The sequence below is a fragment of the Natronoarchaeum philippinense genome, assembly GCF_900215575.1.
GTDB lineage: Archaea > Halobacteriota > Halobacteria > Halobacteriales > Natronoarchaeaceae > Natronoarchaeum > Natronoarchaeum philippinense.
This window is the reverse complement of sequence record NZ_OBEJ01000008.1, coordinates 1-15516: the sequence shown is the minus strand read 5'-3', so window position 1 is coordinate 15516 and position 15516 is coordinate 1. Positions and strand designations below refer to the sequence as shown.

The following is a 15516-nucleotide window of genomic DNA, read 5'->3' as shown; positions in this document are numbered from 1 at the left end:
AAAGAGGACTGAGCGCCGGCATTCGGCGGCGTCACTACCAAATCACACGATTCCTGAAAATTCGGTAGTCGCGTCGCCGTCCTGCAGGTCCTGCCAGCCACACCAATCGTTGTCGACGCCTGAGCACCGCACCTGCCGCTCGCCACCGCACTTGCGGACTTCGACGTGGGCGTCGAAGAGATGTTTGAGTCGGGCAGCGTCCCGTTCGGAAGTCACGTTCGTGTGGATCGGAAACAGGCCGATGCCGGGGCTGTCGTCGACCCGCAGAGAGACGTGGTGGGCGTAGCGAGCGACCGTTTCCGAGTCAGCGGAGAGAAGCGGCGTCGTGAGGGTGTCGTACAGCAGATGCACGGCGTCGCCATCGAGGTGATCGTGACAGCGGTCGATACCGGCACCAGTGCCGTTGAAATCGACGGGCGACGACGCGCTCCAGATGCCGTCCTCGGGCGTCGCCTGCCGGTGGCCCGACGGGGTAGCGTCGACGACGCCGACGCGAGAGCGGGCCGGGCTGTCTCCGGAGTTGGTGAACTGACGGACGAGTCGGTCGCCCGCGTCCTCAGTCGTGACGATGACCGCGGCGTCGTCGACGCCGACGGACGACCGAAGTAGCTGATAGGGAAGTCGGCCGAGCGTCTCACGCCCCGCGCCAGAGACCAGCACGCTCCCGTTGTCGGGGAGCGCTGCGAGTACGTCGCCGACGGTTCTGGTCTGTGGTGTACTCACGGGCCGAACACAAGCGAAGTAGCAGTTCGTAACGACTTAATTCTATTGGCAATTCATGACGTTTCGATTTATTCAGACAGGCGTATTTGCCGAACAACACCGAGAATAAAAGAAATATATTCGATATTATCGAGTCAAAATAAAACGGCGTGTGATCGACTATAGAGCGCGACCCCGGGACGCATCTGGGCTCTGTATCCATGTACAGCAGAAAAACGGGAGACACGTGGGGGAACAACCCCCCGAACACCGAGAGCGCGGCAGTTGGCGCCAGCATGAGACTCCGACTGCCGGCCCGGCGGTGGCGCGGGCGCAGCATCGCGTGACCCCGGTCGTGGCACCGCGCCACAGGAAAGCGGTCGGGAGAGGGACACTTTGTTATAGGGAGCTATGCGAGTTGACCCGTCAGTAAGCCCGAGTGTACCGGCGCGTGAACGGTCGGAGCGTCGAGAGATCGACGTTGATGTGACACCACGGTAGGGGCGGCAGCGGCGCGGAGAACGGACGCCTTAAACGCCACAGGCCCGTACCACGCGTTCATGAGCGAGACGCGCGCGTTCTGCCCCCGGTGCGGCGACGCCATCGACACGCCGCGATCGGTCCGCGAGGAGCGCCGCGGCGACCCCGCCCTGTGCGACGAGTGTTACTTCGAGGAGTTCGAGTTGATCGACGCGCCCGACCGCGTGCAGGTGCGGGTCTGTGCGACCTGCGGCGCGGTCCATCGGGGTAATCGCTGGGTCGACGTTGGCGCCGAGGACTACACCGAGGTCGCGATCGAAGAGGTCAGCGAGTCGCTGTCGGTCCACTTCGACGCCGAAGAGGTCGCTTGGAGCGTCGAACCCGAGCAGGTCGACCAGACGACCATCCGGATGCACTGTTTCTTTACGGGAGTGGTCAACGGCACGCCCGTCGAGGAGCAGGTGACGGTTCCGGTGAAGATCACCCGCCAGACCTGCGATCGCTGCGGTCGGATCTCCGGGGACTACTACGCCAGCATCCTCCAGTTGCGCGCCCGCGACCGGACGCCGACCGACGAGGAGGTCGAGCGCACCAGAGAGATCGCAAACGAAGTCGTCGAGGAGATGGAAGCGACCGGCGACCGCAACGCCTTCGTCACCGACGCGACCGAGGTCGACGCCGGACTGAATATCAAGCTCTCGACCAACAAGATCGGGATGAAAGTCGCCCGCAAGGTCGTCGAGGAGTTCGGCGGGAGCTACTCCGACTCCGAAACGCTCGTCTCCGAAGACGAGGACGGCAACGGCGTCTACCGGGTCACCTTCGCCGTCCGGCTGCCGCCCTACCGTCCGGGCGAAGTGATCGACCCCGAGGACGACGACGGGCCCGTGCTGGTCACCAGCGCCCGCGGAAATCTCAAGGGCACCCGCCTGACGACCGGCGAGCGCTATGAGGCGTCCTACGAGGAGGGCGACGCACCCGAGGCCAAACGGCTGGGCACGATCGACGACGCCGAGGAGACGACCCTCGTGACTGTCGAGGACGACCGCGCCGTGCAGGTGCTCGATCCCGAGACCTACCGCGCAAAGACGATCGCCCGACCGGACTACCTCGACGCCGACGCCGAGACCGTCCCCGTACTCAAGAGCCGGGCGGGCTTGCACGTGCTCCCCGAAGACGATCGGGCCGACCGCGACGGGAACGACGATGCCTGACGCCGACGGCCGGGCGCTCGCGGCGGTCGTCGAGAAGCCCCGCGCCGAGGTCGCCACCGAGCAGTTGCGCGCCGAGGGCGTCTACGACGACGCTCGAAAGGTCGTCGAGTACGGCGCCGAGACGGTCGCGCTCCCGGTGACGGCGGCGCCCGCCGAGACCGACGTGCGCGAGGTCGTCGTCCAGACGGACCCGGAGCGCCGGGGGACGACACTGCCCGATTTGCTTGCCGAACGAGGCTGGAGCGACGCCGAAATCGAGCGCGCACCGGGGTCGTGGGCCGTGATCGGGAGCGTCGTGCTCGTCACGCTGGAGGACTGTCCGCGCGAAGCAGAGCTCGGCGACGCCCTGCTCGAACTGCACGGCGAAGCCGACACCGTGCTGGCTCACGAGGGCGTCTCCGGCGAGCGCCGCGAGCCCGACAGCCGGGTGATCGCCGGCGATCCGACCACGGAGACGATCCACACCGAACACGGCACGCGCTACGCACTCGACCTCCGAGAGGTGATGTTCTCGCCGGGGAACAAGGCCGAGCGCGCGCGGATGGCCGACGTGATCGCGGGCGAGGTAGGGCCGGCCGTCGAGACCGGTGGGAGTGCCGGGACGGATGCCGAGACGCCCGAGCGCGTCTTCGACATGTTCGCCGGAATCGGCTACTTCACGCTCCCGATGGCGCGGGCCGGCGCCGACGTTGTTGCCGCGGAGATCAACCCCGCGTCGTACCGCTACCTGATCGAGAACGCCGTCCTCAACGACGTACAGGACCGGGTCGAAGCCTACCGCGCGGACTGCCGGGACGTGGAGGTCGACGCCGTCGACCGGGTCGTGATGGGCTACTACGAGGCCCACGAGTACCTCGATACGGCCGTCTCGGCGGTGGCGTCCGGCGGCGTCGTCCACGTCCACGAGGCGACGCCGGAGGTCGAACTGTGGGACCGCCCCGTCGGTCGGATCGAAGACGCCGCCGACCGGGCGGGCCGCGGCGTCGAGATCGAAGGCCGGCGGAAAATCAAGAGCCACAGCGAGGGCGTCTGGCACGTCGTCGTCGACGCGCGGATCGTCTGAGCGCTGGCTGGACGCGTACATTGACGGCCCCGGCACCCGTCGTGACGTGCATGGCCGCCGACCACAGACTCGGCTTCCGCAACGGTGAGGGCCATCCACCCACCGACTTGCCCGTCGAGGGCGACCTCCCCGAGTGGCTCTCGGGCGTTTTGCTTCGGAACGGCCCCGGCCGGTTTTCGGTCGGCGATCAGACCGTGAACCACTGGTTCGACGGGTTCGCGCTGCTCCGGCGGTTTGCGATCCGCGACGGCGGCGTCGAGTACGCCAGCCGGTTCCTCCGGAGCGACGCCTACGAGCGAGCGCGGTCGGAGGGTGCACTCCGACACGACGAGTTCGGCACCCGGCCCGACGACGGTCTCAGGGGTAGACTGCGACGACTCATCTCCGGAGAGCTAACGGACAACGCCTCGATCACCGTGACCCACCGCGGCGGCGAGTTCGTCGCCGTCACCGAGCCGCCGCGGGCGTGGGCGTTCGACCCCGACAGCCTGCGCACGCTCGAACCCCGGCGCTTCGACGACGGCGTCGACGCCACCGGCTCGACCGCTCACCGCCACTACGACCCGCGGCGGGGCGAGACGTGGGGGCTGGCCACCCGCCACGGCAGGAACGGCGGCTACGTCCTCCACCGACGGCCGGACGGGAGTTCCCGGCGCGAGCCGGTTGCGACGATCGAAGTCGATCAGCCCGCCTACATCCACAGTTTCGCGCTGACCGACCGGTACGCCGTCGTCACCGAACCGCCCTTCGTCACGTCGCCGCGCCGATTGCTGACCGCCGACACGTTTCTCGACGCCCACGAGTGGCGGCCGGAGCAGGGCACCCGATTTTTCGTCTGCGAGCGCGCGATCGGCGCGGTCGCCGGACCCTACCGCGCCGACCCGTGTTTCGTCTTCCACCACGCCAACGCCTTCGAGGCGGACGGCGAGCTGGTCGTCGATCTGGTCGCGTTCGACGACGCGAGCGCCGTCACCGACTTCGAACTGTCGAATCTCCGCTCTGCCGAGCCCGACCTGCCCGCGGGCGAACTGCGGCGCTACCGGCTCCCGGTGGGACCGACCGATTCGGACGAGATGCCGAGCGTGCCATCCCCGGAAGCGGCCCGGGCGACGGCGTCCGAGACGCCGGTCGAACCGACGCCGACGACGCTGCACGAGGGGCCGGTGGCGTTCCCCGCGATCGATTACGTCGAGCGAAACGGACGATCTTACCGGTACGTCTACGCCGCCGGAAACCGCCACGATCCGCCGGAGACGTTCCTGAATCGGTTAATCAAAGTCGATGTCGGGACCGGCGACGCGCGGACGTGGTCGGAGGCAGGCGTCCATCCCGGCGAGCCGGTGTTCGTGCCAGCCCCGCCGGGACGCCGCGACGGCGAGGACGACGGCGTCGTCCTCTCGGTCGTCCTCGACACCGACGAGGAGCGTTCGGCGCTGGTCGTCTTGGACGCCGTTGACCTCTCAGTACGCGCCCGAGCACCGCTTCCCCACGCGCTTCCCATCGGGTTCCACGGGCAGTTCTACCGGGACGGGAGCCGGCCGATCCAGTCGATGGCCTGACTGGTGGTGGCCAGAAGCGGTGTTCGCGCCGCCGAGTCGGGGGCGGCGTCTGCCACCTGCGAGCACCGAACGGAGCACACCAATTATGGTGGTCGGGGCGCAACGGTCGCGTATGGACAGAAGCCAGATCATCGCGCTGTTCTTCGTGTTCCTGATGGTCTCGTCGCTCGTGGCGATGACCGCCGCAGCGCTGTAATCGGACCGACGGCATCGAACCGATCGAAAACGGGCTACAGCCGATCGAGCACGCGTCCGAGGAGTCCCTCGGAGTCGCCCGTCCACGTCTTTTTGTGAACCTCGCCGGGGAATTTCATGTACTCGGCGTCGTCGACGGCCGCCGTCTCGTGGGTTGCGACCAGCGACAGCAAGTTGCCGACCGCCTCGGCTTCGATCTTGCCTGCGCCCGTGCAGCCGGTTTCCTCGTCGGTAGCGAGCCAGAGCGGTTCCTCGATGCCGTAGACGGGCGGCTCGTAGTGCTCGACTCGCGCGCGCTCGCGGACCGCAGCCGGGGTCGCGTCCATACTGTAAGTGGTGACGCGTGCGAACAAAAGTCTCGCCCGTGCGTACCACACACATGGTGTCAACCGATAGAAAGGTATATTTACGCGAATGTACTTCTATTGAACATGCCCACTAGCGAAACTATGGTGACCACCGCATCGGTCGCTATCGCAGTCGGGCTCTGGTACGCCGCCCAGAGTTACGTCAGCCCCCTCCTCCAGATCGCCGTGCTGGCGACGGTCGGTGTCGTCTTCCCCGCGATCTACCGACAGCTGGTCGTGTCGATGGCGGAGTGGCCCGAGCCGTCGAACAGAGTCCCGGCCCCCGAACCAACCTCCAACCAGACGACCGATTCCGCGACGGATCCGACGTTCGCGGACTAAGTCCGTCCCGCAGTTTTTCCAGCCGACACGTCCCGACTAGTCGTCGGTCTCCCAGACATCCGTGATCGGGGACTTTTGCGAGGAGTTCGACGAGCGCCCGCTGCGCGATGCCGACGTGGAGCTACTGCCCGACGACGGCGTCGAGCCGCTGTTGCCGGTCGGCTCCGATCGCTCCGACGAGCCGCCGGCGGCGCTGCGGCGCCGATTCGGCGCCGATCCAACCTCGCCGAGCGCACCGTCCGGATCGAACGCCGGCAGGTCCGGCTCGGACATCCGGACGATCTGCTCGTCGAACCAGTCGGGCACGTCGTGGCTCGCCCGGTCGAACAGATCCAGCAGGCTCGAATCCGCAAGATACGTCGCGCCGTGGTCCTCGGGCGCGCGGACGACCCGCCCGCAGGCCTGAATCACCGTCCGCAGGGCTGTGCGATAGTACCAGCCCCACTGGCCGTCCTCCAATCGATGGGCGACCCGTGAGTCGCCGGTGTTGGGGTACGGCGCCTTGCAGATCACTTGCCAGCGCGCGAGGTCGCCTTCCAGATCGAGGGCCTCCTCCATCTTCACCGAGAGAAACACGTCGGGGCGGTCGCTGTCTTTCCACGCCTCCAGCGCGGCGTCGCGGTCCTCGCGGTCGTGGGTGCGAACGCGCTGGGCGACGCCGAAGTCGCCGAGGCGCTCCTTCAGCCGGGACTGAATGTCATACGAGTGGCAGTGGATCAGCCCCTTCTCGTCGTCGTGTTTTCGCATGATTCGGACGATCGTACGGGCCACCTTCGGGATCGTCTGGTCGCGGTGCTCGTAGGTCATCTTGCCCTGCGCGACATCGTACAGCGGGCGATGTTCGACGGGGAACGTGTGGCCCACGTCCACCAGCGCGACATCGTCGGGGTCGAGCCCGACCTGCCGGCAGAACGCGTCCTTGCTGAGAATCGTCGCCGACAGCAGCGCGAACTTGTTCGCGCGATCCCAGACGGTGTGTTGCAGGTAGCGCTCGGGATCCATCGGCTTGATCGTGACCGGTCCTCCTTCGCCTTGCTCACTGCCCCCCTCCCGGTCGTTCTGGTCGACGAGCCACATCGTCGAGCTCTGGGGGTCGCGGTAGTCCTCGACGAACCACTTGAGTTCGGAGATGAGTTCCTGCAGTCGGTCGCGTTCGGCGGCCTCGGCGGGTTCGAGGTCGCCCTTCTGGAGCAGGTCGTCCTTGCGCTTCGTGCAGGTGTCGATCAGCGCGTCTGCGTAGTCGACGGCCTGATCGGGGCCGTCGAGGTCGGGCACGCGGAGGTCCTCCCACATCGGCACCGTTCGCGGACCGAGGTGGGTCGTCGCGTACATCTCGGCCCACTCGGCGAGCCCGTGGGCCTCGTCGATCACGCAAACGTCGCGCTTTCGGAACACGTCCGAGCCGGCGGTCTGCATGAAGTAGGCCAGCGTCATCGCGGCGATCCGGCGATTCGAGGCGATCGCCCGGTCGGAGAAGTACGGACAGCGGTGCTTGACCGAACAGTCGTAGCCGCGCTCGCGGGCGCAGGGGGCCTGATCGACCGACGTGTCGGTCTCGTCGGGGAGGATGCAGTTGTAGTTGCTCTTGCCCCGGATGATGCTGAGATCCTCCAGCAGATCGTCGCCGGCAACGTCGTCCAGTTGGGAGACCTGCGGCGTCGTGTAGTAGGCGCTGGTGGCCTCGCTCGGCGCGGCGCCGTCGCCACGGCGCGCACAGCCCGCGATGGCGCGGGCCAGCAGGGACTTGCCGCTGCCGGTCGGCGCGCGCACCAGCACCACGTCGTTGCCGGCCTCGAACGCGTCGCGGATATCGTCGAGGGCTTGCTGTTGGTTGCCGCGGTAGGAGGGCGCGGGAAACTCATCGAGGATGCGGCTGGCGTCCACTATCATGTGGGCCGCGGCGTACGATGGTAAAGACTGCGACTCCGGTGCTCGGTAGTTGCGGGTTGGTAGTTTTGTGTCGAGAGTGCTCTGAACGCTCACGCTGTGCTCTCTCGAACAGTAGCTGCGACCGCGAACTCCACGAAAGCCCCCGCCACGCTCCACCGGTTGCGACTCGCTGTGCTCCTCGCTCCCTGCGGTCGCTGCGGTGCTTACTTCGTCTCACCGGATCGAGCGCGGCGGCCCCTTTCAGTCCCGCCCGAACAGCAACCTCGTCCTCCCCAACCGACTCGCTCGCTATCGCTCGCTCGTCCCTCGCACGACGCTGTCTCGTCACGAGGACTCGACAGCGCGCGCCACCGGAACCGACGGCCGGACGAGCCGATGGCTTGGAGGCTGTGTCGTCGTGTGCTGTAGAAACGGGGTCAGATCTGTCGCGCTCACTCGGTGTCGCTCTCGTCGCCGGCCTCGACAGGCCGATCCAGCGCCGCAACGTCCTCGGCAGACGGGTAGTCGGGTAGCTCCTCGACGCAGTCGAAACAGAGGAAGTGCTCGGTGTCGTCGTCGAGTTCCAGCGTCATCCCGCCGGTCGTACCGGGCGAGAGCGTCCAGAAGTCGCCGATCCCGCCGCCGATCCGCACCTCGGCGCCACAGCCGTCGCAGGGGTCGGTGCTCATGGAGCGGGGTAGGGGCGCCGTCCGGAAAGCGTTCACGACCGAACCGGGAGGGGCGTTTTTGCGCGCTCCGATCGAATTGGACGTATGGAGGTCGACTGTGAGGGCTGTGCGGGCTGTTGTGTCGACTGGCGATCGCTGGCCGAGTCTCCGAGCGATCACGAGCGACGCGGCCCGCGCCGACCGCTCGACGACACGTACAACCTCGTTCCCCTCCGGCGAGGGGAGGTGCGGGCGTTTCTCGACGCGGGCTACGGCGACGCGCTGACGCCGCGGCTCTGGCTGGACGACGGCGGCGTCGAGATCGACGGCCGCGAACTGGCCGGCGTCGGCGGCAAGCCCGTGTTTTTCGTCGGGTTGCGCAAGGTTCCGAAGCCGGTCGCGCCGTTCGACGCCGACTCTCAGTGGCTCCCGGCGTGTGTCTTTCTCGATCCCGAGACGCTGCAGTGCCGGATCCACGACGACGACCTCTACCCCGAGCAGTGTTCGAGCTACCCCGGCCACAATCTGGCGCTCGACCAAGAAACTGAATGCGAGCGCGTCGAAGCGGCGTTCGGCGGCGAGCGGCTGCTCGACGACGAGCCCGAGGACGCCGACGGACTCTTGCTCGGCCCGCAGGCAATCGGCGAGAAGTTGTTCGTCCACCCCGAGCCCGACCGTCTGGACGGCGTCGTCGATCGGCTCGCAACCGGCGAACCGACCGCGAAAGACCGTGCGGAGTTCGTCGGCGTCGCGGCGGCGTCCAGCCCCGGCGCGACCGGCATCGACGAGCGGCGCTACAAAGCGGCCCGCGAGCGCGCGCTCGACGCCGACTCGTGGGTCAGTGCAGCGGTCACGGAGTGGACCGAGCGCAGCGACGCCGAAGCGCAGGTGGCCGACGGCGCCGATCCACAGCGAACCGTCCGCGGCGAGTCGACGACGCCCGAGCCGTCGGTCGCCGAGCGCGTCGAGGGAGATCGTGGAGCACCCGAAACGCCCGGCTGGGACTGACCGCGACGAACGGCCAGAAGGACAGACCGCAACAAACGGCCAGTTGAGACAGACCACAACCGCCAGACGCGCACGCCAGCACGTCCGAGACACCCCTGTAGGGTGGTAACTAAGTCGATCTGGTCCTTGGGAGGAATCATGCGCGTGTTGCTCACCGGTGCGACGGGGTTCGTCGGGAGCCATCTCGGGCCGGCACTCGTCGAGGCGGGCCATCAGGTCACGGCGCTGGTCAGGGATGCTTCGGGGTACGATCCACCCGACGGCGTCACTGTCGCCGAAGGCGATTTACTCGAGCCCGGGAGCTTCGAGGACGCGCTGGACGGCGTCGAGGCGGCGTACTACCTCGTCCACTCGATGGGGGCGAGCGGCGACTTCGCCGAGCGCGATCGGCGCGCTGCACGGAACTTCACCGAAGCGGCCAGCGAGGCCGGCGTCGAGCGCGTCGTCTACCTCGGCGGGCTGGGGGCCGAGCACGCGGACGGCGAGGAACTATCGGGCCATCTCCAGTCGCGCCAAGAGGTGGCCGAGATTCTCGACAGCGGCTCGTTCGATCTGACGACGCTCCGGGCCGCGATCATCGTCGGGCCGGGCAGTACGAGCTTCGAGATTATCGACCAGTTGACCGGAAAACTTCCGGTGATGGTGACGCCCCGATGGGTGCGAACGCCGTGCCAGCCGATCGCGGTCGACGACGTGGTGGCGTATCTCACCGGCGTTCTGGACGCGCCGGCGACCGCCGGCGGGCGCTTCGAGATCGGCGGCCCGGAGGTGCTCAGCTATCAGGAGATGCTCGTCGAGACGGCCGAAGTCGCTGGTCGGCGCCTGTTCGTCCTCCCGGTGCCGGTGTTGACGCCGCGGCTGTCGGCGTACTGGGTCGACCTCGTGACCGACGTGCCACGAAGCGTCGCCCACCCGCTGATCGACGGGCTGAAGACGCCCGTCGTCGTCGAGGACGACAGTATCCGGGACTACGTCGACGTTGATCTGACACCGTTTTCGACCGCCGTGGAGCGCGCCATCGAACACGAGCACATCGACGCCGCGCCCGCGCGAGCGGGGGAGGACGAGTGATGGGCGTCGACTACGGCGACGCGTGGACCTACGAGAGCATCGTCGGAGCGATCCCGGGTGTCCACCTCTCGAATGCCGGTGCAGTAGCGCTACAGTTGGTGCTGTTCGAGGTGGCCGTCCTCGTACTTGCGGCCGTCTACGGCCTCTGGGACACAGCCCTCGTGGGCACCGTCGCGGTCGCGGTCGCCGGCGCCGGCTCGGCGGTGATGTTACACGTCAGCGAGCGCGTGCGAGCGTTGGGCGGGCCCGACCCCTACCGGCAACTGCTGTTCGGGTCGCGGTTCGAGGTCGTACTCGGCCTGCTCGCGTTTCTCGTGTTCGTCACGCACCTGTTCGTCTACGATCCCAGACAGGCCGGCGAGCCGCTGGTGGAGGCGCTGTTCGGCGTCGATCCGCCGCTTCCGGCCGTCTATCTGGCCCTGCTGATCGGGTGGGACGTGTGCTACCGTATCGGGACCGGCTGGTGGGCGAGCGTAGTCGCGGTCTGGCGGTCCTACCGCTACCGAGGCGAGTTCACGTCCACACAGGCCCGCGCGTACAGCCGTCTGGACGCTTGGAACGTCGTGTTTGCCGTCGTGCAGCTATCGCTCGTCCCGTTCGTCCGCGACCGGCCGCTGCTGGTGGTCGCACTCGTGGGACACGTGCTGGCGGTCGGGCTGGCGACCGGGCTGTCGGTGCTGCTGTTACGGTCGAAAGGAGAGACGGTCACTCGGACTTGATCTGCTCGAACGCGTCGAGCAGTTCCTCGGCGGAATCGCCGGAGTCGTACTCGACGGTGCCGCGGTACTCCGATCGAGCACCGTCGAAGTCGGCGTCGACCTCGCTGGTCTTCTGTTCGCGGCGCTCGTGTTCGTCTTCGTCATAGGCACCCATTGACATGGTAACTACAACCATTGTACGCCGCTGGCACATATCAATGTAACGGTTGTTCACACAGCAGGCGGTCCGAAACGCGTCCCTATGGGACACGCGAACGGAACCGAGGGCGGCCCGGCGCGAGACGCTGGGAAAACAGGTATACGGATACAAATCCTACGGGCGGTGTGGCCAGTCCCCTGCGTTTCCGCAAATCGACCGAGCGCTGGACGCCAGAGCGCGTCCGGGGCGAACTTTTGGCGCCGCTGGATGCCAATCTCGGGGCCGACACCGTCGAACCCCGTATCGATCCCGGCGGCAGTTGGTCGGTCCGGCGGTTCGATGTCGACAACGGCGACATCGCGCTGTTCGTCTGGCGCGACGACGAGGCCTACTGGCTCGGCAACACCGAGACGCCGAAGGCGCTCTGGCGCACCGACAAGTTCGGCTGGACCGAAGTACCCTATCACGTCGCCCGGTTCAGCCAGCGCGAGCTGCTGGCGGAGCTGTACGACGCCGAGCCGTGGCTCGACCCGTACGACCACCTCGCGTGGTTTTTCCTCCCCGTATTCATGTCGAAAGACGGTCGGACGACGACCAGGACGTTCTTTCGGGATCACGCTGCCGGCTTTCCCGACGCCGACCGTGAGGCGGCACTGACGTTCTACGAGGACTTTCTCTCGACCGGCGTGTTCGACGACGAGCGCGAAACGATGGCCGGAAAGCTCGGCACGAGCGAGATGTTCGACCGCGTTCGCATGACCGCCGCGATGGGCGAGTTCAACGCCGCAAAACTCCTGTCCGACGCGGGGTACGGCGTCACGCCAGAGATCGCCGTCGGCACGGGACACTCGCTCGATTTCCGTGCGACGCCCACCGGGGCCCGCGCCGCCGACGGCGGAATCGACAGCGACGACGGTGAGTCGAGCGCGATCGTCGAGGTGACGCGCCCACAACCCCCGACGCGACGGACTGCAAGCACGCCGTCGGCTGCCGTGCGCGAGACAGCAGACAGTAAGGCCAGTGGCCAGCTCAGCGAACACGGCGACGCCGTGCTGTTCGTCGACTGTTCGAGCTTCCGGGACGACGAGTGGCTGGCCGTCCGGGGCGAGCGACCCGCGCTTCCACATCGACCTGCGGTCGTGTTCCGAGCGAGGCCGTCCGGACGGATCGAAGGATACGCGAGCGGGAACGTTCCTCTCGATCTCGGCGGCGGCATCGAACTGGTCTGAGCGGGCCGGAGCGGTCGCTGTGGGATCTTCGACGAGCAAAAAGAACCCAAAGAGCAGTTGGTCCCGTCAGAACGAGACCTGATCCGGACCGTGCGGACTGCCAAGCGGCGTCGGATCGCGATCGCTGTACCCCTTTCGGCCGATGGCTCGATCGCTGACCGCCGAGTAGATGGCAAACTCGGCGTCTTCCTTGTGCTCGTAGGTCTCGCCGTCCAGTCGCGCCAGAATCTCACCGACCGTTTCGGTACCGTCGGCGAGTTCGATCTGTTGATCGCCGTACCGCTCGACCAGTTCGTCGGTCGTGATCGGATACTCCGTCTCGGTGAGCAGTTCGTGGGTGCGTCGCATCATCACCAGATAGTGGATGATAGATAATTATAAACATTGTCCATATACAACCTCCGAGGCGTCCTAGGACCTTTGCCAGACTAAGGGGCGTAATATGATGCGCGGTATCACGAAACGATGTCAACGGTCGGGCGCTCAAACGGAGTACAGATCCGGAATCGGCTCCATTCCACGAGCCCGGTCCAGCGCTGCCTCGGCGTCATCGGCGGCGTCGCGCGCAGCAGCCATCTCTCCCTCGCCGTACCGCCGCGCTGCGCCGATGTACCAGCGGGCCGACTGGCGGTAGTGGCTGGCTTTCTGCTTGGCCCGGTCGCCAGCCCGCGAGATGTTGTCGGACTCGGCGAAGCGCCGAGCCGTATCGAACCCGGTTTCGGCTTCCTCGAAGTAGTACTCGGCCTCGCCGAACGCCTCGGCCGCGACGTGCCACTCCTCGTCTGCGAGGGCTGTGAGCGCGCTCTCGTGCTCCGACTGTCCGTACTTGAAGTGATCGTGAGCCTCCTGATACCGCTCGATCGCGCTCCGATCGTCCTGAATTGAGTCGACGGCTTCGCGGACCGCAGCGAGATCGGGCAGCTGCGCTGTCTCCTCAGCAGTCCAAGCGTACCGAACCGTGCCGCGGTCGTCGACGACGAACACCGATCGCTGGGCGAGTCGGCTGTGACCGCGAATCTCGTCCCCGAGGACGCCGTAGCGCCGTGCGACGCGACCGTCGTTGTCACTGCAGAGCGGAAACTCGAGTCCGTTCTGACGCGCGAACTCCCGGTGGCTGAACGCGCTATCGGTCGAAACGCCGAGAATCGTGACATCACGCTGGAGATTGAACAGATCGATATCGCGCAGCGAACACAGCTCGTCAGTACACGAAGGGCTGAAGTCAGCAGGGTAGAACGCAAGTACGGTGATGCGACTGTCTGCGTACTCGCTGAACGTCAGCGTCTGAATGTCACCGTCGACCGCAGCCGGCAGTGTGAAATCGGGCGCCGCCGTTCCCTCTGCAATCATACCAACTACCGTGCGACCGAAGCGGTATAGTTCCGACGGCACGCCCCCAACGCTCGCGCTCGTGACAACAACCGAAGGCTACTCCTCGAACCCGTCTTCCCAGCGGAACCGGCCGTTCCGCTGTACCACCTCGCCGTCGACGACCAGTCGAGACTCGTCGCTGACATCAGTGATCAAGTCCACGTGGACGGCACTGTCGTTGCCAGACTCATCCGCTGGCAGGTTCGCGTCGTAAGCCCTCCCTAGCGCGAGATGGACAGTATCTCCCATCTTTTCGTCGAAGAGGATGTTGTCGGTGAACCGGTCGATGCCGCGGTTCATACCGATGCCGAGCTCGCCGAGGCGTCGGGCGCCGTCGTCGGTGTCGACGATCTCCTCGATGACGGATGCGTTCTGGTCGGCCGAGACATCGACGACCTCGCCGTCCTCGAAGGTCAGCGAGACGTTATTGACGCGCTCGCCCCTGATCGTCATCGGCACGTCGAAGCAAACCTCGCCCTCGGTGTCGTAGGGGGCAGTAAACACCTCTCCGCTGGGTAGATTGTGGGAGTCGTAGGCGACCGACGCGGCGCTGTTGACCGCCGTGCGACCCTCGATCGACATCGTCAGATCGGTGTCCGCCGAAACGAGTCGGACCTCGCTACCTTCGTCGAGAATCTCTTTGAGCCGCTCCATCTCCGCAGCGAGCGCTTCCCAGTCCCGGAGGGTCGCATCGTAGACGAAGTCCTGATACTCCTCGTAGGCCATGCCGGCCTGCTGGGCCAGCGACCGAGTCGGATGTACCGTCTTCACCCAGTCCGTGCTGAGACGCGCCTCACGAATCGCCTCGGTCGCTTGGGCGTACGCGGTGCGGCGCTCGGCGTCGACATCGGCCAGCGCGCTCGTGTTGCGGCCGCCACCGAGTGCGAGGTAGACATCCGCGTTCTCGACGAGTGCGAGTTCGTGTGCCGGATTCGCATCGAAATTGCCGTCGTGACCTCTGAGGTACGCGCGCTGGAGTTCGTCGGCGGCGTACGTCGCGACGAGATTCGCGCCGCGTTCGCCGACGAGCTCTGCCGTGGCTACGGCGAGGTCGTGCGTTCCCTCACCCACTGCAAGGACGACATCGTCACTGGCCTCGATCTGTGCGCTCCAGTCGACGAGCACCTCAGCGTGCTCACGGATTCGTCGGTCCATACTACTGGACAGCGGCGTCACGACAAAAAGGCGTCCACCCCAAGTACGCGAGCGATCGTCGATCACCTTTACCACGGCGTCGCCACTGGCCATACTGCAACGCTGCGGACCGCGGACTGTCGGTGAAGAAACTGTAGAAGAGCCAAGGGCCGGATTTGAACCGGCGGTGGGCGGCTCTGCAGGCCGCTGCGTTCGGCCGGACTCTGCCACCTTGGCGCAGTTATTGATAACCCCGTCACCTGCTTAAGCGCTACGTTTCGGCGCTTTGCTGTTGGCACTCACAAGCAGTGCGCGTTCGAAATGAACCGACCCCCACGAGCGCGCTGCTCGTGAGGGTCGAGAGTATGAATGGGAGGCGGCGAGGCGGTGTTTCCAGAGGCTCGCG

Annotated in this window: 16 protein-coding genes and 1 tRNA gene; 8 read left to right on the top strand and 9 right to left on the bottom strand. The window is 66.4% G+C overall.

All coding sequences use genetic code 11. The annotated features are described in order from the left end of the window. Positions 1 to 42: 42 nt before the first annotated feature. Positions 43 to 723 (bottom strand): DUF7504 family protein, encoded by a 681-nt coding sequence (locus CRO01_RS15575; protein WP_097010096.1) that lies wholly within the window; start codon positions 721 to 723, stop codon positions 43 to 45. A 539-nt stretch (positions 724 to 1262) separates the two neighbouring features. Here CRO01_RS15575 and CRO01_RS15570 point away from each other — a divergent pair. The 3 genes from CRO01_RS15570 to CRO01_RS15560 are packed head-to-tail and all read left to right on the top strand — an operon-like array spanning position 1263 to position 5018. Then, complete coding sequence (locus CRO01_RS15570) at positions 1263 to 2396, top strand: 60S ribosomal export protein NMD3 (RefSeq protein WP_097010095.1); 1134 nt, start codon at positions 1263 to 1265, stop codon at positions 2394 to 2396. After that, positions 2389 to 3459 (top strand): class I SAM-dependent methyltransferase, encoded by a 1071-nt coding sequence (locus CRO01_RS15565; protein WP_097010094.1) that lies wholly within the window; start codon positions 2389 to 2391, stop codon positions 3457 to 3459. Before CRO01_RS15570 ends, CRO01_RS15565 begins: the two co-directional genes overlap by 8 nt. A 50-nt stretch (positions 3460 to 3509) precedes the next feature. Further along, positions 3510 to 5018, top strand: coding sequence for a carotenoid oxygenase family protein (locus CRO01_RS15560; RefSeq protein WP_097010093.1), 1509 nt, complete (start codon positions 3510 to 3512; stop codon positions 5016 to 5018). 230 nt (positions 5019 to 5248) lie between these two features. Here the strand turns inward: CRO01_RS15560 and CRO01_RS15555 are convergent, their stop codons facing one another. Then, positions 5249 to 5539 carry a hypothetical protein gene (locus CRO01_RS15555; RefSeq protein ID WP_097010092.1) on the bottom strand — a complete coding sequence of 97 codons (291 nt, stop codon included), beginning with the start codon at positions 5537 to 5539 and terminating at the stop codon, positions 5249 to 5251. Positions 5540 to 5644: 105 nt separating this feature from the next. On the opposite strand from CRO01_RS15555, the gene CRO01_RS15550 reads away from it, so the two are divergent. Beyond that, positions 5645 to 5902 (top strand): hypothetical protein, encoded by a 258-nt coding sequence (locus CRO01_RS15550; protein ID WP_143824975.1) that lies wholly within the window; start codon positions 5645 to 5647, stop codon positions 5900 to 5902. Positions 5903 to 5938: 36 nt separating this feature from the next. Here CRO01_RS15550 and CRO01_RS15545 read toward each other — a convergent pair whose 3' ends face one another. Beyond that, positions 5939 to 7792, bottom strand: coding sequence for a helicase C-terminal domain-containing protein (locus tag CRO01_RS15545; protein WP_375097351.1), 1854 nt, complete (start codon positions 7790 to 7792; stop codon positions 5939 to 5941). A gap of 431 nt (positions 7793 to 8223) precedes the next feature. After that, a complete protein-coding gene (locus CRO01_RS15540; RefSeq protein ID WP_097010089.1) occupies positions 8224 to 8460 on the bottom strand; it encodes a DUF7561 family protein in 237 nt (78 codons plus the stop codon). Positions 8461 to 8544: 84 nt separating this feature from the next. Between CRO01_RS15540 and CRO01_RS15535 the strand changes: the two genes are divergently transcribed. From CRO01_RS15535 to CRO01_RS15525, 3 genes are all read left to right on the top strand, one after another. Beyond that, the gene (locus tag CRO01_RS15535; protein WP_097010088.1) at positions 8545 to 9447 is read left to right on the top strand and encodes a YkgJ family cysteine cluster protein; all 903 of its coding nucleotides are present in this window, start codon (positions 8545 to 8547) and stop codon (positions 9445 to 9447) included. A 138-nt stretch (positions 9448 to 9585) separates the two neighbouring features. Beyond that, on the top strand, positions 9586 to 10518 hold the full coding sequence (locus tag CRO01_RS15530; protein ID WP_097010087.1) for an NAD(P)H-binding protein: 933 nt from the start codon (positions 9586 to 9588) through the stop codon (positions 10516 to 10518). Next, the gene (locus tag CRO01_RS15525; protein WP_097010086.1) at positions 10518 to 11237 is read left to right on the top strand and encodes a DUF7530 family protein; all 720 of its coding nucleotides are present in this window, start codon (positions 10518 to 10520) and stop codon (positions 11235 to 11237) included. The genes CRO01_RS15530 and CRO01_RS15525 overlap by 1 nt, the downstream gene beginning before the upstream one ends. On the opposite strand, the gene CRO01_RS16395 is transcribed toward CRO01_RS15525, so the two are convergent. After that, a complete protein-coding gene (locus tag CRO01_RS16395) occupies positions 11224 to 11397 on the bottom strand; it encodes a DUF5786 family protein (RefSeq protein ID WP_245838563.1) in 174 nt (57 codons plus the stop codon). The genes CRO01_RS15525 and CRO01_RS16395 overlap by 14 nt on opposite strands. 164 nt (positions 11398 to 11561) lie before the next feature. Here CRO01_RS16395 and CRO01_RS15520 point away from each other — a divergent pair, with 164 nt between their 5' ends. Continuing rightward, on the top strand, positions 11562 to 12605 hold the full coding sequence (locus CRO01_RS15520) for a DUF5784 family protein (RefSeq protein ID WP_097010085.1): 1044 nt from the start codon (positions 11562 to 11564) through the stop codon (positions 12603 to 12605). A 66-nt stretch (positions 12606 to 12671) separates the two neighbouring features. On the opposite strand, the gene CRO01_RS15515 is transcribed toward CRO01_RS15520, so the two are convergent. From CRO01_RS15515 to CRO01_RS15500, 4 genes are all read right to left on the bottom strand, one after another. Next, positions 12672 to 12956, bottom strand: a complete 285-nt coding sequence (locus CRO01_RS15515; protein ID WP_245838562.1) for a DUF5789 family protein — start codon at positions 12954 to 12956, stop codon at positions 12672 to 12674. Positions 12957 to 13088: 132 nt separating this feature from the next. After that, positions 13089 to 13955: a redoxin domain-containing protein gene (locus CRO01_RS15510; RefSeq protein WP_097010083.1), complete on the bottom strand. Its 867-nt coding sequence runs from the start codon at positions 13953 to 13955 to the stop codon at positions 13089 to 13091. Positions 13956 to 14033: 78 nt separating this feature from the next. Beyond that, positions 14034 to 15131: an aminopeptidase gene (locus CRO01_RS15505; RefSeq protein WP_097010082.1), complete on the bottom strand. Its 1098-nt coding sequence runs from the start codon at positions 15129 to 15131 to the stop codon at positions 14034 to 14036. Between the two features lie 140 nt (positions 15132 to 15271). Continuing rightward, positions 15272 to 15347, bottom strand: a tRNA-Cys gene (locus tag CRO01_RS15500). Positions 15348 to 15516 lie beyond the last annotated feature (169 nt).